At 70.7% G+C, this 17,689-nt stretch carries 19 protein-coding genes; 11 read left to right on the plus strand and 8 right to left on the minus strand.

What is annotated here, in order from left to right; translation table 11 throughout:
• Positions 1-190: 190 nt before the first annotated feature.
• Both ACFY36_RS29765 and ACFY36_RS29770 read right to left on the minus strand, forming a co-directional pair.
• Positions 191-949 (minus strand): GNAT family N-acetyltransferase, encoded by a 759-nt coding sequence (locus ACFY36_RS29765; protein WP_499749197.1) that lies wholly within the window; start codon positions 947-949, stop codon positions 191-193.
• A gap of 181 nt (positions 950-1,130) precedes the next feature.
• Complete coding sequence (locus tag ACFY36_RS29770) at positions 1,131-1,526, minus strand: nuclear transport factor 2 family protein (protein ID WP_499749198.1); 396 nt, start codon at positions 1,524-1,526, stop codon at positions 1,131-1,133.
• A 47-nt stretch (positions 1,527-1,573) separates the two neighbouring features.
• Between ACFY36_RS29770 and ACFY36_RS29775 the strand changes: the two genes are divergently transcribed.
• From ACFY36_RS29775 to ACFY36_RS29785, 3 genes are all read left to right on the plus strand, one after another.
• Positions 1,574-2,281 (plus strand): class I SAM-dependent methyltransferase, encoded by a 708-nt coding sequence (locus tag ACFY36_RS29775; protein ID WP_499749199.1) that lies wholly within the window; start codon positions 1,574-1,576, stop codon positions 2,279-2,281.
• A 225-nt stretch (positions 2,282-2,506) separates the two neighbouring features.
• Complete coding sequence (locus ACFY36_RS29780) at positions 2,507-3,001, plus strand: metalloregulator ArsR/SmtB family transcription factor (RefSeq protein WP_499749200.1); 495 nt, start codon at positions 2,507-2,509, stop codon at positions 2,999-3,001.
• Entirely contained in the window at positions 2,998-3,477 is a 480-nt protein-coding gene (locus tag ACFY36_RS29785) for an SRPBCC family protein (RefSeq protein WP_499749201.1), read from the plus strand. The genes ACFY36_RS29780 and ACFY36_RS29785 overlap by 4 nt, the downstream gene beginning before the upstream one ends.
• Here ACFY36_RS29785 and ACFY36_RS29790 read toward each other — a convergent pair.
• Complete coding sequence (locus ACFY36_RS29790) at positions 3,474-3,863, minus strand: hypothetical protein (protein ID WP_499749202.1); 390 nt, start codon at positions 3,861-3,863, stop codon at positions 3,474-3,476. The two genes, ACFY36_RS29785 and ACFY36_RS29790, sit on opposite strands and share 4 nt — an antisense overlap.
• 71 nt (positions 3,864-3,934) lie before the next feature.
• Between ACFY36_RS29790 and ACFY36_RS29795 the strand changes: the two genes are divergently transcribed.
• Both ACFY36_RS29795 and ACFY36_RS29800 read left to right on the plus strand, forming a co-directional pair.
• A complete protein-coding gene (locus ACFY36_RS29795) occupies positions 3,935-5,713 on the plus strand; it encodes a penicillin acylase family protein (protein ID WP_499749203.1) in 1,779 nt (592 codons plus the stop codon).
• Between the two features lie 4 nt (positions 5,714-5,717).
• Positions 5,718-6,167: a YdeI/OmpD-associated family protein gene (locus ACFY36_RS29800; protein ID WP_499749204.1), complete on the plus strand. Its 450-nt coding sequence runs from the start codon at positions 5,718-5,720 to the stop codon at positions 6,165-6,167.
• Here the strand turns inward: ACFY36_RS29800 and ACFY36_RS29805 are convergent.
• The gene (locus tag ACFY36_RS29805; RefSeq protein WP_499749205.1) at positions 6,164-7,375 is read right to left on the minus strand and encodes a hypothetical protein; all 1,212 of its coding nucleotides are present in this window, start codon (positions 7,373-7,375) and stop codon (positions 6,164-6,166) included. The two genes, ACFY36_RS29800 and ACFY36_RS29805, sit on opposite strands and share 4 nt — an antisense overlap.
• A gap of 153 nt (positions 7,376-7,528) precedes the next feature.
• Between ACFY36_RS29805 and ACFY36_RS29810 the strand changes: the two genes are divergently transcribed.
• From ACFY36_RS29810 to ACFY36_RS29835, 6 genes are all read left to right on the plus strand, one after another.
• A complete protein-coding gene (locus ACFY36_RS29810) occupies positions 7,529-9,196 on the plus strand; it encodes an alpha/beta hydrolase (RefSeq protein ID WP_499749206.1) in 1,668 nt (555 codons plus the stop codon).
• Positions 9,197-9,425: 229 nt separating this feature from the next.
• The gene (locus tag ACFY36_RS29815) at positions 9,426-10,385 is read left to right on the plus strand and encodes a GlxA family transcriptional regulator (protein ID WP_499749207.1); all 960 of its coding nucleotides are present in this window, start codon (positions 9,426-9,428) and stop codon (positions 10,383-10,385) included.
• A gap of 29 nt (positions 10,386-10,414) precedes the next feature.
• Positions 10,415-11,806, plus strand: a complete 1,392-nt coding sequence (locus ACFY36_RS29820; RefSeq protein ID WP_499749208.1) for a glucose-6-phosphate dehydrogenase — start codon at positions 10,415-10,417, stop codon at positions 11,804-11,806.
• A 173-nt stretch (positions 11,807-11,979) separates the two neighbouring features.
• Positions 11,980-12,417: a MarR family winged helix-turn-helix transcriptional regulator gene (locus ACFY36_RS29825; RefSeq protein ID WP_499749209.1), complete on the plus strand. Its 438-nt coding sequence runs from the start codon at positions 11,980-11,982 to the stop codon at positions 12,415-12,417.
• The gene (locus ACFY36_RS29830) at positions 12,414-13,790 is read left to right on the plus strand and encodes an MFS transporter (protein WP_499749210.1); all 1,377 of its coding nucleotides are present in this window, start codon (positions 12,414-12,416) and stop codon (positions 13,788-13,790) included. Before ACFY36_RS29825 ends, ACFY36_RS29830 begins: the two co-directional genes overlap by 4 nt.
• A gap of 11 nt (positions 13,791-13,801) precedes the next feature.
• Complete coding sequence (locus ACFY36_RS29835) at positions 13,802-14,374, plus strand: hydrolase (protein WP_499749211.1); 573 nt, start codon at positions 13,802-13,804, stop codon at positions 14,372-14,374.
• 182 nt (positions 14,375-14,556) lie between these two features.
• Here the strand turns inward: ACFY36_RS29835 and ACFY36_RS29840 are convergent, their stop codons facing one another.
• The 4 genes from ACFY36_RS29840 to cbiE are packed head-to-tail and all read right to left on the minus strand — an operon-like array spanning position 14,557 to position 17,615.
• Complete coding sequence (locus ACFY36_RS29840; protein ID WP_499749212.1) at positions 14,557-14,802, minus strand: pentapeptide repeat-containing protein; 246 nt, start codon at positions 14,800-14,802, stop codon at positions 14,557-14,559.
• A 34-nt stretch (positions 14,803-14,836) separates the two neighbouring features.
• Positions 14,837-15,562, minus strand: coding sequence for a cobalt-precorrin-6A reductase (locus tag ACFY36_RS29845; RefSeq protein ID WP_499749213.1), 726 nt, complete (start codon positions 15,560-15,562; stop codon positions 14,837-14,839).
• The gene (gene cobM / locus ACFY36_RS29850) at positions 15,547-16,332 is read right to left on the minus strand and encodes a precorrin-4 C(11)-methyltransferase (protein ID WP_499749214.1); all 786 of its coding nucleotides are present in this window, start codon (positions 16,330-16,332) and stop codon (positions 15,547-15,549) included. Before cobM ends, ACFY36_RS29845 begins: the two co-directional genes overlap by 16 nt.
• Positions 16,287-17,615, minus strand: coding sequence for a precorrin-6y C5,15-methyltransferase (decarboxylating) subunit CbiE (gene cbiE / locus ACFY36_RS29855; protein WP_499749215.1), 1,329 nt, complete (start codon positions 17,613-17,615; stop codon positions 16,287-16,289). Before cbiE ends, cobM begins: the two co-directional genes overlap by 46 nt.
• Positions 17,616-17,689 lie beyond the last annotated feature (74 nt).

Below are 17,689 nucleotides of genomic sequence, written 5' to 3' on the forward strand. Positions count from 1 at the left end.
CAGAGCCGGCCCACGGAGCCGGCCCACGGAGCCGGCCCACGGAGCCCGCCCACCCGGGGGAACCGCCCGGGAAGAATTCTTCCAAAGCGGCGAAGATCGTGTGGGCGGGCTGTGGACAACCCCGGCGATGTGGATAACCCGCGGCTGATCGGCGGCGAGTGCTAGCCGAGCGCTGTGGCGGCGGAAAGTGCTAGTCGAGCGCTATGTAAAGGCGCCGGCCCGTAGGCCGGTAGCCGACCCGCTCGTAGACGCGCCACGAATCCTCGCCCGAAGCCTCCAGCCAAGCGATCTCGACGCCGGCCGTGAAGAGGCGTCTGGTGATCTCGGCGGTCATGGCGCCGGCTATGCCCCGGCGGCGATGGTTCTTGGGCACGGCTATGCCCGCCACCTCGCTGACGCCGTCGTTCGGTGGGACCGCCACGCCGCCGCCGGCGCACGTGCCGTCGGGGGCCACCACCATGACGGCTATGCCGCCTCTGGACTGTAGGCCTTCGATCCGGGCTGTGTCGGCCTCGGTGACGATGGGGTCACCGCCGAAGGCGACGTTCTGGGCGGCGATCATCGCGGCCCGGTCGGCGTCCGTGATCGGCTCGTGCAGCGCGTAGCCGTCGGGTGCCGGCCGGGGCTGGATCGAGTCGGGGGTGCAGACCAGGTATTCGTGGCGTTCCTCGACGGTGAAGCCGGCGTCGAGCAGCAGCCGCTCCAGGCCGGGCGCCGTGGACACCACATATTCGAGGCGGGGCTTGCGGGCGTACGACCGGAAAGCCGCAACGAGCGCAGTGACATCAGCCCCGGAGATCTCCGCGCCGGGGAGCGGGGTCGCGTAGTTGATGCCCGTGCTGTCGGTGGACGGATCGACGCCGATCACGAACGGGCCGACCCGGACCGGGGTGGGCCGGGAGGAGAGGTTGGCGACGACGGAGTGCTGGATGCGTACATCCAAGGTCATTTCAAAGCCTCTGCAGAAGGGAGAAGGGAAACGAAGACAGGGTGAGATGGCCGCCGATCAGGCAGCTTGCCTCAGGCGGCCGTCGGGCCATCCGAGATCACAGGCTTCATTCCCTCGTGCAGAGTGCCCGCGCCGATCGCGCGGGAAGCCCCAGCAGCATGCCAGCCGCCGCGGTGAGCGGTCAACGATATTTGTCGCCGTGGCGGTGGGCGACCCGCCAGGCGCCCTGCTCGCGGCGGAAGATCGTGGTCGCGCGCAGGGCGTACGTGGCCGGTGCGCCGTGGGCCGTCGCGGTGATCCGCTCGATGGCGACCAGGTAGGCGAGGTCGCCGCTGACGCCGGCCGCGATCACCTCGTACTCCAGGGACTCGCAGGCCGAGAAGCGCGACGCCAGCCACTCGAAGGTGGGGCCGAGCTCCTCCCAGCCGGTGCGGTTGACCTCGGCGCCGAACAGGGTCACCGGATCGTCGTGCGACCACAGCGCGCTCCGCGGGCCGGGGTCACCGTTGTGCAACGCGATCTCAGCCGCCCGCAGCCCGGGCAGCACCTCGGCGAGGAAGTCGTCGACGTCACTCACACCGCCATTCTCGCCTCCACAGTGGAGGGGCGGAATAGCCTGCGGGTATGAAGCGGCCTCCAGGCAACTACGGCATCGACGCACCCAGGTTGATCGCCGTGCCGGTGATCCTGATGGTGGCCGGTCTGCTCCAGGCGGTGCTGCAACGCTCGATCTGGCCGCTGATCGGCGTCGTGCTGATCGCCGCGTGCTGCGCGCTCGGGTTCTACGCTTCGCGGGCCGGCAAGTTCGTGGTGTGGGCCCGCCTGCTCGACGGCCTGAACCTGCGCGGCGACGAGCGGGTCCTCGACCTGGGCTGCGGCCGCGGCGCCCTGCTGATCTCGGCCGCGCTCCGTGTGCCTGCCGGGCGTGCGGTGGGTGTCGATCTCTGGCGGGCCGACCAGTCGGGTAACGGCCCCGAGGCCACTATGAGTAACGCGGCCGCGGCCGGGGTCACCGACCGTGTCGAGCTGGAGACGGGCGACATCACTTCGCTGCCGTTCCCCGACGCCTGTTTCGACGTCGTCGTTTCCAACGTGGTCCTCCACAACATCAAGGCGCCCGGTGACAGGAAAAGGGCGATTGACGAGGCCGTACGGGTTCTCCGCCCGGGCGGCCGTCTCCTGCTGGCCGACTTGCGGCACACCCGCCAGTACCAACGTCACCTGGAGGACCGCGGCCTGACCGGCGTCGCCCGCCGCGATCTGGGCTGGCGCCAGTGGTGGAGCGGCCCATGGCTTCCGACCCATTTGGTCTCGGCCCGCAAGCCCGCGTGAAGGCGTGACGGTCTGGCGGCGTGACGGTCTGGCGGCGTGACGGTCTGGCGGCCTCGTCCGCCGTGCCCAGGTCGAAGGCGTCGCCACGTGATGGCGGTGTCGGTGACTCTCCGGGCACAGCCTGACTCGCCTTGGCTTGACCGCTCGCGCCGCCGCCATGGTCGCCGAAACTCGTCGATCGCAGGCCGCTGGCCGACGCGTAACCGATAGGTTACGCTTCTGGGCGTGGACGAAGTGGCCGCGGCGATTGCCGACCCGGTGCGGCGGGAGATCCTGCTGATGCTGCGCGACGAGCGGTTGTCGGCCGGTCAGATCGCCAGCCGGTTCGAGATCAGCCGTCCCGCCGTCAGCCGCCACCTGCGGGTTCTGCGCGAGGCCGGCCTCGTCGCCGACCGCGCCGACGGCCGCCACCGGGTCTACGAGCTGGTGACCGCGCCCCTCGGTGAACTGACCGGCTGGATCGAGCGCCTGACCCGCCCGTCCGGCTGGGCGCACCATTTGGACGCGCTGGAGACCGAGGTCTTCCGCACCCGCCGCGAGCGCCGCATCCCCGTCACGCCGCCGCCGACCGCAGCCCCAGCCGCCTCCCGAACCGCTGGTCGCGGTCTGCCGGACACCCGGGCGGCTGGTCCCGGTCTGCCGGACACCCGGGCGGCTGGTCCCGGTCTACCTGATTCCCGGGCCGCTGGTTCCGGGCTAGCTGAGGAGAGAACCGCATGAGCCCGACGCCCACCGGACGGCTGTTCGGCGAAGAACTGGTGCTGACCCGCGCCTTCCACGCGCCCGTCGACGATGTCTGGACCAGCCTCACCGATCCCGTCCGTACGGCTCGGTGGTTCGGCCCGTGGAAAGGTGACGCGGCGCCCGGCGCGGCCATCCAGGTGCAGTTGGTCCAGGAGGAAGGCCAGCCGTGGACGGACATGACGATCGACGCCTGTGAGCCGCCGCGCCGCCTCGCGCTCTCGTCCGTGGACGAGCACGGCAGCTGGCTGCTGGACATGGTGCTGACCGAGACCGAGGGGGTTACCGAGCTGCGCTTCACCCAGCGCCTGATCGACACCGGCAATGTGGGCGAGGTGGGGCCGGGCTGGGAGTTCTACCTGGACGCGCTGGTCGCCTCCCGTGACGGCACGCCGATGCCCGACTTCAACGACTACTACCCGTCGATGAAGGAGCACTTCGAAGCGCAGCGTTAGCCGGGTATGCGAGGCCGGCCGTACTGCTTGATGTCGGACGCCCATTGCCGCACCAGCACGTCGGCCTCCTTCCGGCTCGTGACGAGGCGATAACCCTCCTTGTCGCCGTTCACCACATAGGCCACCACCGGCCACCGGTCGGCGACCGTCCGGTACGGCAGGACCACCGCCGTCTTCAGTAGCGTCCAGAGGAACGCGCCCAGCAGCACGACGGCGACCAGCGCGACGACGCCGATCATCAGCAGGGATCCGAGATGCCCGCCATCCTCCAATCCGGAGAAATCGGGCACGGACCAGCCCTCTTCGAACGGTGTCCATGCCAGCCGCTGCCGTCCGACCCGCCACTTGACCCACTCGCCCGACGCTGCCCGGCTCAACACGATCACCCCGTTATGGTGATCCGTTCCCGCAAGGGCCGGGTCGCTCGGGTGGCGGCCAGCCGGTAAGCATGTGGGTCATGAAGGTCTTTCGTGACTCGTACGGCATTCCGCATCTGCGGGCGGCCTCCGTCGATGAGCTGGCGTTTCTGCAGGGGCGCGTCGCCGTCGCCGATCGTGGGCGGCAGCTCGACGTGGAGCGGCGCCGGGCCGAAGGGCTGCTGGCCGAGCTGGCCGGGGCCGGCGGGCTGGGCTGGGACCGGTTCGCGCGGCGGGCCCGGATCGGTGACACGGCACGGAAGGCTTACGACAAACTGGACACGCGGACGAAAAGCTGGCTCGGCGCGTACGGCGACGGGGTTCGAAGCCAGGGGCTCGCCTGGGAGGACTGGACGCCGCTGGGGGTTTTCCTGGCTCGGCACATCCTGTTCGCCAGCTTCACCGCGAAGATGTTCAACGCCCACGTCGCCCGGACGCTCGGTGAGGACAAGGTCGCCTGGTTCGACGCCGAAGGGCCCGGCGAGACCGGCAGCAACGCGTGGGCCGTCGACGGGGTGATCGCGGGTGACCCGCATCGGGCCATCGAGCTGCCCGGCGGCTATCAGCAGGTGCGGTTGAGCTGCCCCGATTTCGACGTCTTCGGGCTGACCTTCCCGGGCGTGCCCGGTGTTCAGCACTTCGGGCAGGCCGAGACCGTCGCCTGGGCCGTCACCAACGCGCAGGCCGATTACCAGGATCTCTACATCGAGGAGATCCACGGGGACCGGGCGCGCGGGCCCGAAGGCTGGGAGCCCGTCGCGCGTCATGTCGAGACCATTCCGGTCAGAGGCGGCGACGACGTCGAGGTCGAGGTGGTCGAGACGGCGCGGGGTCCGATCATCGATCAAAACCTTTCCCTCCGTACGCCGACACGGGCCGACCTGGAGCTCGGGTTCGGCTGCCTTCTGCCGTTGCTGCACGCGCGCACGGTCGATGACGTGGCCGGCGCCCTCCAAACCTGGGTCGAGCCGGTCAACAGCATCCTCACCGCCGACACCAGCGGGCGGATCCTTCAGCTCACCGTCGGGCGCGTGCCTCGGCGCGACGACCGGAACCGGCGCCTGCCTGTGCCGGCCTGGGAGAAGGCGTACACCTGGACGCCCGGTCATGTGCCGATGACCCGCCTGGAGAAGACGAGCGCGGTCAACGCGAACGACCGCCGGCCCGACACGGAGGCCTACGGCGTCTCGTTCGCGTCGAAGAAGCGGGCCGAGCGGATCCGTGAACTGCTCGACGCCGGTACGCCGCACGAGCGGATCCACATGGACACGAGCATGCCGGCCGACAGCGTCGAGGCCGGCCGGCGGGCGGCGTTCCGGGACCGGGTGGCGCGGCGGCTCTTCGACCATCCGGCGCTGGCCGGGCTGGGCGAGCCGACCGGGTTCGATCCGATCTTCGACGTGGATCCGCGGGCGAAGGTCGGACTCATGCAGGACAGCCTGCTGGCCGCGCTCGAGACGAAGCCGGAGGACCTGGCCGACCCGGCGGCGATCACCTCCGGCCGGTGGGGCGAGCGGCACCTGCTCGACCCCGTACAACTGCCGGGCCTCGACTTTGACTTTCCGCGCGTGGAGTTGTCGGGGGAGCGCGACACCGTCCTGTGCACGTCGAGCGCGCCCGGCGTCACCGATCTCTGCCGCAAGGGGCCCGTCGCCCGGTATATCTGGAACGTCAATGACCGTGGGCGGAGTCGCTGGGTCGTCCCGTTCGGCGCCTCCGGCGAGCCGGACAGCCCGCACTTTCGCGATCAACTGCCGCTCTGGACCCGTGGTGAGCTGATCCCGCTCGTCCTGGACTGGACCGAACTGATCGAGGAGTGACCCCATGAGGTTCCGCGCCGAACTGCAGCGCACCGGCGGCACGACCACCGGTTTCGCGGTGCCCGACGAGATCGTGACGGGGCTTGGCGGTGGCGGCCGGCCCAAGGTCGTGGCCACCTTCCACGGCTTCACCATGCGCTCGACCATCGCCAGGATGGGCGGCAGCTACTGGCTCGGGGTGAGCGCCGAGCGCCGTGCCGCCGCGGGAGTGGAGGGCGGCGAGGTCTTCGACGTCGACGTGGAGCTCGACACCGCGCCGCGCGAGATCGAGATGCCCGGTGATCTTCAGGCCGCGCTCGACGCCGAGCCGCGGGCCCGCGACTTCTGGTCGACGTTGTCGTTCAGCAACCAGCGCTGGCACGTCGACCAGCTCACCTCGGCCAAGACCGACGAGACCCGGGCCCGCCGGCTGGCGAAGTCCGTCGGGCTGCTGCGGGAGGGCAAGGCACGCTAGAGAGGCCGGTACGCCACCTCGGGGTCGAGCAGGCGTACCCATGCGGGCCGCCACGCCTGGCCGCGGGCGGCCATCTCCTCCTGGAGGTTCGTGCGCCAGGGGCCGGAGACGCCGTCGTCGGCCCACCACTTGGGCCACGAGTCGTAGCGGCGCTCGATCAGCACGTCGGTGGCCGTGGTCTGCACGCGCAGGAACAGCCAGCGGCCGTAGCGCGGGTCGGCCTCGGCGCGGCGCAGACGGCGTACGAGATCACCCAGCTCCTGAAAGGACGCGAAGCGTGCCTCGCCGGGGCGCTCCAGCGGCGGGTGCTTGCCGGGCTGCGCGCTGAGGCTGGTCGCGTCGGCGTAGACCAGGGCCGTGCACCGGCCGTCGCCGTGCGGGGAACGATCGCGCATCCACGCCGCCAGCGCCTCGAGCTCGTCCGTGGCTGGCGGCTCGGGGCGGGCCAGCTCGGTCGCGTCCTGCATGGCCGACCACACCAGGCGGTCGTGCTCGCCCTGGCTGAGCTTGCGGACCCGGCGCATCGGCGGCCGCTCGCCGGGAGCGATGCGCGGCGGCCGGTTGCCGGCGGTGATCCCGCCGCGGTCGGCGCAGGCCAGCGCGGCCCGCAGGTCGAGCGCGGGCTCGGTCAGGCGGCCGAGCAGCCGCTCGAAGGCCGGGCCGGTGACCTGGCCGCGGACCGCCGCCGACAGCAGATCCTCACCGGCGGCGCGGACGTCGTCGCGCTCGGCCGGGCTGCGCAGCTCGTACTGGCCCCACTCGGCGACGATCTCGGCCAGCTCGGTCAGCGTGTTCTCGTTGCTCAGCACGGCGCCGACCGTCTGCACGAGCCCGTCGCTCACCCCGTCGCGATAGCGGGTGCGCGACCAGCGGCCCTCGGCGTGCCACACCACGAAGCCGAGCGCGTCGGTCTCGGCCAGGGCGGCCAGGTCGTCCCAGGGCAGCCAGTCGGGGGCCCCGGTGAGCAGGTCGATCGGCGGATCGGCGTCGGCCGTGCCGCTGTGGTCGCGGTCGTAGCCGAACAGCACCGCGCGGGCGCCGTCGAGCAGCGCGAGCCGGGCCCAGCTGCCCCCGTGATCGTCGTGGTGGGCGCCCCGGTCGTCGACGAACCAGACGTCGTCGTACCCGATGCCGGTCAGGCCGGCGGCCAGGGTCGCCCATCGGGTCCAGAGCAATCCGGGCGCGGGCAGGTCCACGTCGGTCAGCATCCGTCCACTGTGCCAAACGTGGCCGAAGCGATGTCACCCCCCTTGCCCTATGCGAAAGGTTCCGGACCGGACGGTCTGCGCTGTGAAGATCACTTAGCGTGCATCGACCCTCTACTATGCCGGGGGTCATTCCCGTCAGAAGGGTCGTTCCGTATGCCTCTGAAGACGCACCGACTACTCACCGCCACGCTCGCGGGCGCCATGGCCGCGGGCACCATCGCGGCCCCCGCGCTGGCCGGCGGCCACAGGACCGGCGTGGACGCCGTGCCCACGCCCAAGCTCGGCTGGTACAAGTGCTACGACTACGCCGAGTGCGCGACCGTCCAGCTGCCGCTCGACTACGACAACCCGCGCGGCGCCACCACCGAGATCGCCGTGCTGCGGGTCAAGGCCAAGAACCAGTCGGCCAAGATCGGCAGCCTGTTCGTCAATCCGGGCGGGCCGGGCGGCTCGGCCACCCAGTTCGCGCTCGCCGCGCCGTACTGGCTCACCGATCCGCTGCTCCAGCGCTTCGACGTCGTCGGCGTCGATCCGCGGGGCATCGGCGCCAGCGAGAACGTGCGCTGCTTCAAGTCCGTGAAGGACCAGACCGCGGTCCTCGACCTCATGAACGTGCCGTTCCCGGTCACCGAGGCCGAGGAGAAGGCGTACGTCCAGGGGTCGAAGCTTCTCGGCAAAGCCTGCTCGACCACCGGACGGCCGCTCACCGGCGCCGCCTCCACGGCCGAGGTCGCCCGCGACATGGACGTCATCCGCCGCGCGGTCGGCGACAAGAAGCTGAACTACCTGGGCTTCAGCTACGGCAGCGCGCTCGGTCAGTACTACGCCAACATGTTCCCCGACCGGTTCCGGGCGCTGGTCGTCGACGGCGTGCTCGACCCGATCGCCTGGGTCGGCAACACCCGGCAGGTCATCGACGACCGGCTGCGCTCCAGCAACGGCTCGTACAAGGCGCTGATCGAGATCCTGAAGCGCTGCGACAAGGCGGGCGAGGCCAAGTGCGTCTTCGCCGAGGGTGATCCGGTCCGGCACTTCCGGCAGATCGCCGAGCACCTGAAGAAGGAGCCGCTGGCCCTGCCGGACGGCGAGGGCGGCACGATCCAGGTGACGTACGCGGTCTTCATCAGCGCGATCCTCGGCTCGCTCTATCAGTTCGACGCGGGCGAGCAGGTCACCGCGATCGCCGATCAGGTGGGCGACGCCATCGAGGGCGGATCACCGGCGGCGCTGGTCAAGCGGGTCAAGGACGCTCGAGCGTCGCGGCAGTACGACTTCCCGTACGACAACGGCGCGGAGGCCGGCACCACGGTCATCTGCACCGACGGCCGGTTCCCGGCGAACGCGGCCGACTGGCCGCGGTACGCCGACCGGCGTGAGGCCGCGGCGCCGTACTTCGGCCGGTCCTGGGGCTGGATCGACAGCCCGTGCGCCCACAAGACCTGGACCGTGCGGGACGAGGACGCGTACACCGGTCCCTTCACCCGCCGGACGGCGGCGCCGGTGCTGGTCGTCGGCAACTTCTGGGACCCGGCCACGAACTATCAGGGCGCGGTCTCGTCGAGCCGGCTGCTGCCGAACTCGGTGCTGCTGTCGAGCAACAACTGGGGACACACCGCGTACGGCTCGGGCGTCTGCGCCACCACGGCGATCGACACCTATCTGCTGACCGGCACGCCGCCGGCCCGCGGAACGGTGTGCACCGACGCGCCGCAGCCGTTCCAGACTCCGGTGGCCACCATGGCCGCCGGGCTGGCGGGGAAGACGCGGCCGCCGATCGCGGCGCCGCTGCCGGACTCGATCCTGATTCCGGCCAAGCTCTGATTTTCTCCACGTGATGGGGCGGCTCTCGGGCCGCCCCATTGCTAATGCCAGCCGCTTCGGTCGCGGGTGTCCGCGACCTTGCCGGCGATCGACGCGACGAGGATGACCAGGAAGAAGAGCGCCAAGAAGAGTTCCATGCATTGAGCATCTTCTTGTTCTCGGGCGGCCGACAGTGGCAGATATGCCATGCATCTTCAAAATCCTGCCAAGCGGCCGTATGCTGCGTCACATGCTGCGTAACGTGGCCGTGATCGCCCTCCCCGACGTCGCCCCGTTCGAGCTCGGCGTCCTCTGTGAACTGTTCGGCTACGACCGCTCGGCCGAGGGCCTGCCCACCTACGACTTCGCCGTCTGCTCGATCGACGGCAGTCCGGTGCCCAGCCGCTCCGGCTTCGACGTCGCGGTCAAACACGACCTTTCCCGTACGGCCGCGGCCGACCTGGTCGTCGTGGCGCCCTTCGACAACCCGTACTTCGCGCCGCCGCCGGCCGTCACCGACGCCCTCCGCGCCGCCCACGAGCGGGGCGCCTGGGTGATGAGCGTGTGCACGAGCGCGTTCGCGCTCGGCGCGGCCGGCCTGCTCGACGGCCGCCGCTGCACCACCCACTGGCTGCACACGGCCCGGCTGGCCCGGCAATATCCGTCCGCGATCGTCGACCCCGACGTGCTCTACGTGCAGGACGGGCGCATCCTCACCAGCGCCGGCACGGCCGCCAGCATCGACGCCGGCCTTCACCTGATCCGCCAGGAGCACGGCAGCGCGGTCGCCACCATGCTGGCCCGGCGCATGGTGGTGCCCCCACACCGCGAGGGCGGCCAGGCGCAGTACATCGAGACGCCGCTCAAGCCGGTCGAGTGCGCGACCATGCAGCCCGTGCTGACGGCGGTGATGGAGACCCTCGACCGGCCGCACACGGTCGACACCATGGCCGGGATGGCCCACATGGCCCCGCGGACCTTCGCCCGCAAGTTCCGGGAGGAGACCGGCGCCACCCCGCACGACTGGCTCACCGGCCAGCGCCTCCTGCTCGCCCGCCGCCTGCTCGAAGACTCCGACCTGGGCGTCGACGTGATCGCCGACCGGGCCGGCTTCGGCAGCGCGGCCACCCTGCGCCACCACTTCGCACAGCGGCTGAGCACGACGCCGCAGGCGTACCGGGGAACGTTCCGGTCGTCACAGCCGGTGTGAGCGGTTGCCGGCGCGGGCAAACGCGGGTCATGGCGAAGACTCCCGGCCCCACCCTGTTCGTGCTCTTCGGAGCCACCGGTGACCTGGCACGGCGGATGGTGCTGCCGGCCTTCTACACGCTCGCGATCGAGGGCCTGCTGCCCGACGACTGGATCCTGGTCGGCAACGGGCGCGGCGACGTCTCCCACGAGAACTTCCGGCAGCACGTCCACGACGCGCTGACCGAGTTCGGCCCGGCCCCGGCCAAGGGCCCGTGGAAGGAGTTCGCGTCCCGGCTGCGCTTCGCGGGCGGCGGCTTCAACTCGGACGACCCGGGCAGCCTGCTGGACGTCATCTCCGAGGCCCGTTCCGTCCTGGGGGCCTCCACGCAGATCGTCCACTATCTGGCGATCCCTCCGGTGGCGTTCCCGGACATCACGGAGGCGCTCGGGAAGCACGGTCTCGCCGGCGACGCGCGTGTGGTCTACGAGAAGCCGTACGGGACCTCGCCCTCGTCCTTCCGCTCCTTGAACCGGCTCGTGCACCGGGTGCTGAAGGAGGAGCAGGTCTACCGGATCGACCACTTCCTCGGCAAGGAGGCGACGCAGAACCTGCACGTGGCCCGCTTCGCGAACGAGGCGTTCGCCGCGATGTGGAGCCGCGAGCACATCGAGAGCGTGCAGATCGACGTGCCGGAGACGCTGGGCGTGGAGGATCGGGCGGCGTTCTACGACGCGACCGGGGCGGTGCTGGACATGCTGGTCACGCATCTGTTCCAGGTGGCGGCCGAGGTGGCGATGGAGCCGCCGGCGAGCCTGGGGGCGGCCGACCTGCAGGCGGCCCGCGAGAAGGTGATCCGGGCGTTCCGCCCGATCGACCCGGCCGAGGTGGTGCTGGGCCAGTACACGGGCTACAAGTCGATCAAGGGCATCAAGCGGGGCTCTCGTACGGACACCTACGTGGCGGCGAAGCTGTGGATCGACAACCCGCGCTGGCGAGGGGTGCCGTTCCTGCTGCGCACGGGAAAGAGGCTGGCCGAGAGCAGGCAGGTGGTGAGCCTGGTGCTGAAGAGGCCGCGGGGCCCGTTCAGCGAGTTGCCACCCCAGTCGAACGTGCTGACGTTCGATCTGGCGGGCGACGGCGCGATCGACTTGTCGCTGCTGGCCAAGAGGCCCGGGGTGGCGCTGGGAATCGAGCCGGGAAACGTGCGGCTGCCCTTGGCCGAGCTGCCGGACGCGGAGCCGCTGCCGCCGTACGTCCGCCTGATCCACGACGTGCTGACGGGGGACCGCTCCCTGTTCACGCGTCCGGACGGTCTGAGCGCGACGTGGAAGGCGGTCGGGCCGTTGCTGGAGTCGCCGCCCGCGCCGGCCGCCTACGCCCAGGGCTCGTGGGGCCCGGCCAAGGCGCGGAAGCTCGCCCCCTGGCTGCTCGGCGCCTGACCACCGCGCCGCCCGAACAGCGCCCGCCCTCCCAGGGGGACCCCCGTCCAACGGAGCCATCCTGCCGAAAACCGCGGGCTCGTGGGCACCCTGTGGACAACCCGCAGAAGCCCACCCGAAATGTCTTCAGGCTGAACTTGTCAGTCTGGACTGAAGACATTACGGTGGGAGTCATGACAGATATCCCGGACTCGGCCACTCACGCGGCCACCGAGGTGCGGGTGGTCTTCAGCCGGCTGCGGCGGCGGCTTCGGGAAGTGGCGAAACTCGATGAGCTCACGCCTTCGCAGACGTCGGTGCTGAGCCGGCTCGACAAGGGCGGCCCGGCCTCGTCGTCGGCGCTGGCCGCGGCCGAGCAGGTGCGTCCCCAGTCGATGGCGGCCACCATCGCGGCGATCGAGCAGGCCGGGCTCATCATCCGTACGCCGGATCCGGCCGACGGGCGCAAACAGCTGATCTCCCTGAGCGCGCTCGGGCGCGAGCGCATCGGCGTCTCGCGTCAAGCGCGCGAGGAGTGGATGGCTCGCGCGCTGGCCGACGACTTCACCGAGGACGAGCGCCGGACGATCATCGCGGCGCTCGCGCTGCTCGATCGTCTGGCCGATCGATGACCGTCGCTACTGTCGATAGATCCGAGACCGCTTTTGATCGGCGCCTGATCGTGCCGATGGTGCTCGGCTCGGTGCTCAACCCGATCAACTCGTCGATGATCGCGGTGGCGCTGGTGCCGATCGGGCTGGCCCTCGGCGCTCTTCCCTCCGAGACCGCCTGGCTCGTCTCGGCCCTTTACCTGGCCACCGCCACCGGGCAGCCGGTCGTCGGAAAGCTCGTCGATCGCTACGGGCCGCGCCATCTTTATCTGGCCGGCAGCGCCCTGGTCGGCATCGCCGGCGTTCTCGGTCTTCTCGCCCCGAATCTGGGCGTGCTCATCGTTTCGCGGGTTTTTCTCGGGCTCGGCACCTGCGCCGGATATCCGGCCGCCATGTATCTGATCAGGAGCGAGTCACGCCGTACGGGAAAGGACAGCCCCGGCGGAGTCCTCACCGCTCTCGCCGTCTCGGCTCAGACGATCATCGTCATCGGGCCGACCCTCGGCGGGCTGCTCATCGGCCTGGGCGGATGGCGCTCGATCTTCGCGGTCAACATTCCCCTGGCGCTCGCCTGTGTCGTCTTCGGCCTGCTGCGCATGCCGCGTTTCGCCGGTGCCGCGCCGGCCACCCGGCTCGACTTCCTGGGCATCGGGCTTTTCGCCGGGACATTGACGGCACTGATGCTCTACCTGATGGATCCGGCGCTGAACGACCTCTGGCTGCTGGCCGTCATGGCCGTGTGCGCGGGCGGTTTCGCCTGGCGGGAGCTGCGCGCCACCGACCCTTTCCTCGATCTGCGCGTCTTCGGCGGCAACGGGCCTTTGATCGCCACTTATGTACGGGCTCTGCTCGCTCAAACAGCCTCATACGCCATTTTGTACGGCTTCACGCAGTGGCTCGAAGCGGGACGCGGCCTGAGCGCCTCGCACGCCGGTCTGGTCCTGCTGCCGATGTCCCTGTTCGCCATCGTCATCTCGGGTGTCACGGGGCGACGGAAGGCGTACCGACCGAAATTGATCGTTGGTGGTCTGGGTCAGCTCGTGGTCAGCGTCCTGATGCTCACCCTGAACGCGGACAGCCCGCTGTGGCTGCCGGTCCTGGTGACGCTGATCTGCGGCCTTCCGCAGGGCCTGAACAACCTCGCGAACCAGAATGCCCTCTACTACCAGGCCGACCCGTCACGCATCGGCGCCGCGTCCGGCCTGCTGCGCACGTTCAGTTACCTCGGCGCGATGGTCTCGTCGGCCGCCACCGGCATCTACTTCAAGCACGGCGCCGACACGGCCGGCCTGCACGGGCTGGCGATCTTCCTGACCGTCGTGGCCGCGCTGATGCTGATCCTCGTCCTGGCCGACCGCTCCCTGTCGCGGGTCGGCTCCGGTTCCCCCTCCTGAAAGGCACCACCATGCCCGTCACCACCCTCGACCCGAAGACCGCGCTCGTCGTCGTCGACCTGCAGCGCGGCATCGTCGCGGCGCCGGTCACCCCGCACGCGGCGGCCGACGTGGTCGCCCGCACGGCCGCGCTGGCGTCGGCGTTCCGCGCGAAAGATCTTCCGGTCGTTCTCGTACGAGTGACCGGCCGCCCCGACGGCACCGACTCCCTGCGGGCCCGCACCGACGCCGCCCGCCCGGCCCGCCCTCGCCCCGAGGGCTGGGACCAGATCGTCGACGACCTCACGACCGGTGACGACATCATCGTCACCAAGCGCAACTGGGGTGCCTTCTACGGAACCGACCTGGACCTTCAGCTCCGCCGCCGCGGCATCACCCAGGTCGTCATCACCGGCATCGCCACCAGCATCGGCGTCGAGTCGACGGCCCGGGCCGCCCACGAGCACAACTACCAGGTCACCATCGCCATCGACGCGGTGAGCGACCTTGACCCCGACACCCACCGCAACAGCGTCGAGAAGATCTTCCCCCGCCTGGCCGAGACCGGCACCACGGCCGAGATCCTCGACCTGCTGGCGGCCTGAGACTCAGGGTTCCGCCGGCGGAGGCTCGAGCCGGATCTCCCCATCGAGGCGCCAGCCGCGCGGCCACACGTGAAGGGCGTCCGGCTGGCGAACCTGAGCGCCGGAGAAGATGGACGGCTCCTCGCGCGGGAAACGGGAATGCCGGAAGGTCACCTGCTCCTCGAACGCAGCCGTTCGGAATGTCACCCGCCCGCGAACGTCGCCTTCTTGAACGAGGCCGGCCCGCCGAACCGGGCATCGCGGAACGTGGCGTCGGCGAACTCCGCGCCCGGAAAGCTGGCCCAGCCCTCGAAAGAGGCGGACTGGAAGTCGGCGAATCCGGCGAAGGCCGCCTGGCTGAACTCGGCGCGAGAGGCGAAGGCGGCATCGGCGAACGAGGCCGATCCGGTCACCGAGATCCTCCGGAAATCCGCCTCGGCATCGAACATCGCGTCGGTGAACCCCCCGGCGACCCTCTGTCGGTCACAACCGCATAGTGACGTAGCGCCGCACCTCCTCGGCCGAGGCGGCGCTGGGCACCCCGGCCGGTAGTAGTGGGCGGTCCACCATCACGACCGGGATGCCGTGCTCGCGGGCGGCGGCGAGCTTGGCGTCGGGGCCGCCGCTGTCCTTGGTGACCAGGACGTCGATCCGGTGTTCGGTGAGCAGGCGGCGCTCGCTCTCCAACGTGAAGGGACCGCGGGCGAGGAGAGTTTCCAGGCGCGCGGGCATGGGCGGGGCCGGCGGCTCCACCGAGCGGGCCAGGAACCAGGCGTCCACGCCGGCGAAGGCGGCTATGCCCTGGCGGCCGGTGGTCAGGAAGACGCGGCGGCCCAGCCGGGGGAGCAGGGCGGCGGCGCCGGGGAGATCGGGTACGCGGTGCCAGTCGTCGCCCGGGCCTTCCGTCCAGCCGGGGCGGCGCAAGGCGATCAGTGGCACGCCGGTGGCCGCGGCGGCCGCGGCGGCGTTCGCGCTGATGCCGGCGGCGAAAGGGTGAGTGGCGTCGACCAGGACGTCGATCCTCGATGTCCGTAGATAAGCGATCAATCCGTCTACGCCGCCGAAGCCGCCGATCCGGACCTCGCCCGGAGGCAGGAGAGGGGCCGAGGTCCGCCCCGCCAGCGAGGTGATCACGGTGTGCGCGGGATGCAGGGTGGCGGCCAGGGCCCGGGCCTCGGTGGTGCCGCCGAGGATCAGGACTCTCGGCATCTTGTCGTGGAGTAGAGGTGGCTGTCGGGGAACTGGTCGGCGGTCAGGGCGGGACCCACGACGATCACCGCGGTGCGCTTGATGCCGGCCTCCTTCACCTGGGCCGCTATGCCGGACAGGGTGCCGCGCAGGATCTCCTCGTCGGGGCGGCTGGCCCGGGCCACCACCGCCACCGGGCAGTCGGGTCCATAGGAGGGGATCAGGTCGGCCACCACCGCCTCGATGCGCTGGACGGCCAGGTGCAGGACCATCGTGGAGCGGCTGGCGCTCAGCGTGCGCAGGTCCTCGCCCGGGGGCATGGCGGTGGCTCGTTCGGCCGTCCGGGTCAGGATGACGGTCTGCGCCACCGACGGGACCGTCAGCTCGCGGGCCAGCGAGGCCGCGGCCGCGGCGAAGGCGGGCACGCCCGGAATCACGTCGTACGGAATGCCGGCCGTGTCGAGGCGGCGCATCTGCTCGGCCACCGCGCTGAACACCGACGGGTCGCCCGAGTGCAGGCGGGCCACGTCCTGGCCGGCCGTGTGGGCGGTGACCATCTCCTCGATGATCTGGTCGAGGTTCAGGTTCGCCGTGTCGACCTTGCGGGCGCCCGGCGGGCACGCCTCCAGCAGCTCCGGCGGGACCAGGCTGCCCGCGTAAAGGCACACGGGCGAAGCCTCGATCAACCGCTGCCCTCGTACGGTGATGAGGTCGGCCGCGCCCGGACCGGCGCCGATGAAATGGATCATCGGGTCACCGACCAGATGGTCACCGGCATCATTGCTCTCCATCCCGTGAAGCCGCCCACCGGCGACGCCCGATTGATCGCCACCCGGGTCATCTCACCGCCGTGTTCGGCGTACGCCGCCGCCAGGAACGCCTCCGACTCGACGGTCACCGCGTTCGCCACCAGCCGCCCGCCCGGCCGAAGCACGGCCAGGCACGCGCCGAGCACCCCGTCGCGGGTCAGCCCGCCCCCGATGAAGATCGTGTCCGGCGCCGGCAGCCCTTCCAGCGCGGCCGGAGCGCTTCCGTGAACCACGCGCAGTCCAGGCACACCCAGCGAGGCGGCATTTGTCGCAATCGTCGACACCCGCGCGTCGTGCGACTCGATGGCGATGGCCCGGCACGACGGATGGCTCCGCATCCATTCGATCCCGATCGACCCCGATCCCGCTCCCACGTCCCAGAGCAGGCTGCCCGGGGCCGGCGCCAGGACCGACATGGTCACCGCCCGGATCTCGCGCTTGGTGAGCTGGCCATCCGAGACGTACGACGAATCCGGCAACCCAGGCGCAAGAGACGTCGCCGGCCCGTCACCGCAGTCGATCGCGACCACGTTCAACGCGTCGATACCGGAAATGTCGGGAATCCTCGGGATGGGGGCGCGGGGTTCGGGGCGCTGGGAGGGGGTGGCGCTGGATTCGAGCCGCCGGGAAGGGGCGAGGCTCGGCTCGGGCTGAGGGGGAGGGGTGGCGCTCAGCTCGGGTGGCTGAGGGAGCGTGACGATGGTTTCGGCGGGGCCGCCGAGTTGAGACAGCACGGTGAGTGTGGCCTCTGAAAATCCCGCGGATGACAGCAGCCCGGCCACGGCGGACGGGGTGGAGGCGTCCCTCGACAGGACCAGGATCTTCCGTCCGGGGTTCAGGGCCCGCCGCAAGACGTCCACCGAGTCCGTGACCAGGCTCACGACCTCCACCGCGGCCAGCGGCCACCCCATCCGGGCCGCCGCCAGCGACACCGACGACGGGTGGGGCAGAACGCGTACGCGGGAAGCCCCCAGCAATCGCACCAGCGTCGCCCCGATCCCGTGGAACATCGGGTCGCCGCTCGCCAGCACGCACACCCCCGGGCCCGTGTGCTCCTCGAACAGGCCCGGCAGGGCCGGTACCAGCGGAGACGGCCATGCGACACGGGTGGCCGCCACCTCGGAGGGGAGCAGGTCCAACTGGCGCGAGCTGCCCAGGATCACCTTGGCTCCGGTGAGCGCGCTCCGGGACGTACGGGAAAGGTCGTCCCACCCGCCGGCGCCGATGCCGACCACAGTGACCAGGTCGGGGTTGCCGTCGCGCATGCGCCGAACCTATCGCGGCGCCACCTGGCGAGATTTTCCGGATCCGGTTGAGCGATGGCCGCGCCGGGTGCGTA

It is taken from the genome of Actinoplanes sp. NPDC000266 (assembly GCF_042899005.1).
Lineage (GTDB): Bacteria > Actinomycetota > Actinomycetes > Mycobacteriales > Micromonosporaceae > Actinoplanes.

Excerpts from the sequence above, each read along its gene's own strand:
- ACFY36_RS29805 (WP_499749205.1), bottom strand. The coding sequence starts at position 7,375 with ATGCTGACCGACGTGGACCTGCCCGCGCCCGGATTGCTCTGGACCCGA.
- ACFY36_RS29840 (WP_499749212.1), bottom strand. The coding sequence starts at position 14,802 with ATGTTCGATGCCGAGGCGGATTTCCGGAGGATCTCGGTGACCGGATCG.
- ACFY36_RS29765 (WP_499749197.1), bottom strand. The coding sequence starts at position 949 with ATGACCTTGGATGTACGCATCCAGCACTCCGTCGTCGCCAACCTCTCC.
- ACFY36_RS29795 (WP_499749203.1), top strand. The coding sequence starts at position 3,935 with ATGAAGGTCTTTCGTGACTCGTACGGCATTCCGCATCTGCGGGCGGCC.
- ACFY36_RS29835 (WP_499749211.1), top strand. The coding sequence starts at position 13,802 with ATGCCCGTCACCACCCTCGACCCGAAGACCGCGCTCGTCGTCGTCGAC.
- ACFY36_RS29785 (WP_499749201.1), top strand. The coding sequence starts at position 2,998 with ATGAGCCCGACGCCCACCGGACGGCTGTTCGGCGAAGAACTGGTGCTG.
- cbiE (WP_499749215.1), bottom strand. The coding sequence starts at position 17,615 with ATGCGCGACGGCAACCCCGACCTGGTCACTGTGGTCGGCATCGGCGCC.
- ACFY36_RS29825 (WP_499749209.1), top strand. The coding sequence starts at position 11,980 with ATGACAGATATCCCGGACTCGGCCACTCACGCGGCCACCGAGGTGCGG.
- ACFY36_RS29800 (WP_499749204.1), top strand. The coding sequence starts at position 5,718 with ATGAGGTTCCGCGCCGAACTGCAGCGCACCGGCGGCACGACCACCGGT.
- ACFY36_RS29775 (WP_499749199.1), top strand. The coding sequence starts at position 1,574 with ATGAAGCGGCCTCCAGGCAACTACGGCATCGACGCACCCAGGTTGATC.
- ACFY36_RS29830 (WP_499749210.1), top strand. The coding sequence starts at position 12,414 with ATGACCGTCGCTACTGTCGATAGATCCGAGACCGCTTTTGATCGGCGC.
- cobM (WP_499749214.1), bottom strand. The coding sequence starts at position 16,332 with ATGGAGAGCAATGATGCCGGTGACCATCTGGTCGGTGACCCGATGATC.
- ACFY36_RS29815 (WP_499749207.1), top strand. The coding sequence starts at position 9,426 with ATGCTGCGTAACGTGGCCGTGATCGCCCTCCCCGACGTCGCCCCGTTC.
- ACFY36_RS29810 (WP_499749206.1), top strand. The coding sequence starts at position 7,529 with ATGCCTCTGAAGACGCACCGACTACTCACCGCCACGCTCGCGGGCGCC.
- ACFY36_RS29845 (WP_499749213.1), bottom strand. The coding sequence starts at position 15,562 with ATGCCGAGAGTCCTGATCCTCGGCGGCACCACCGAGGCCCGGGCCCTG.
- ACFY36_RS29820 (WP_499749208.1), top strand. The coding sequence starts at position 10,415 with ATGGCGAAGACTCCCGGCCCCACCCTGTTCGTGCTCTTCGGAGCCACC.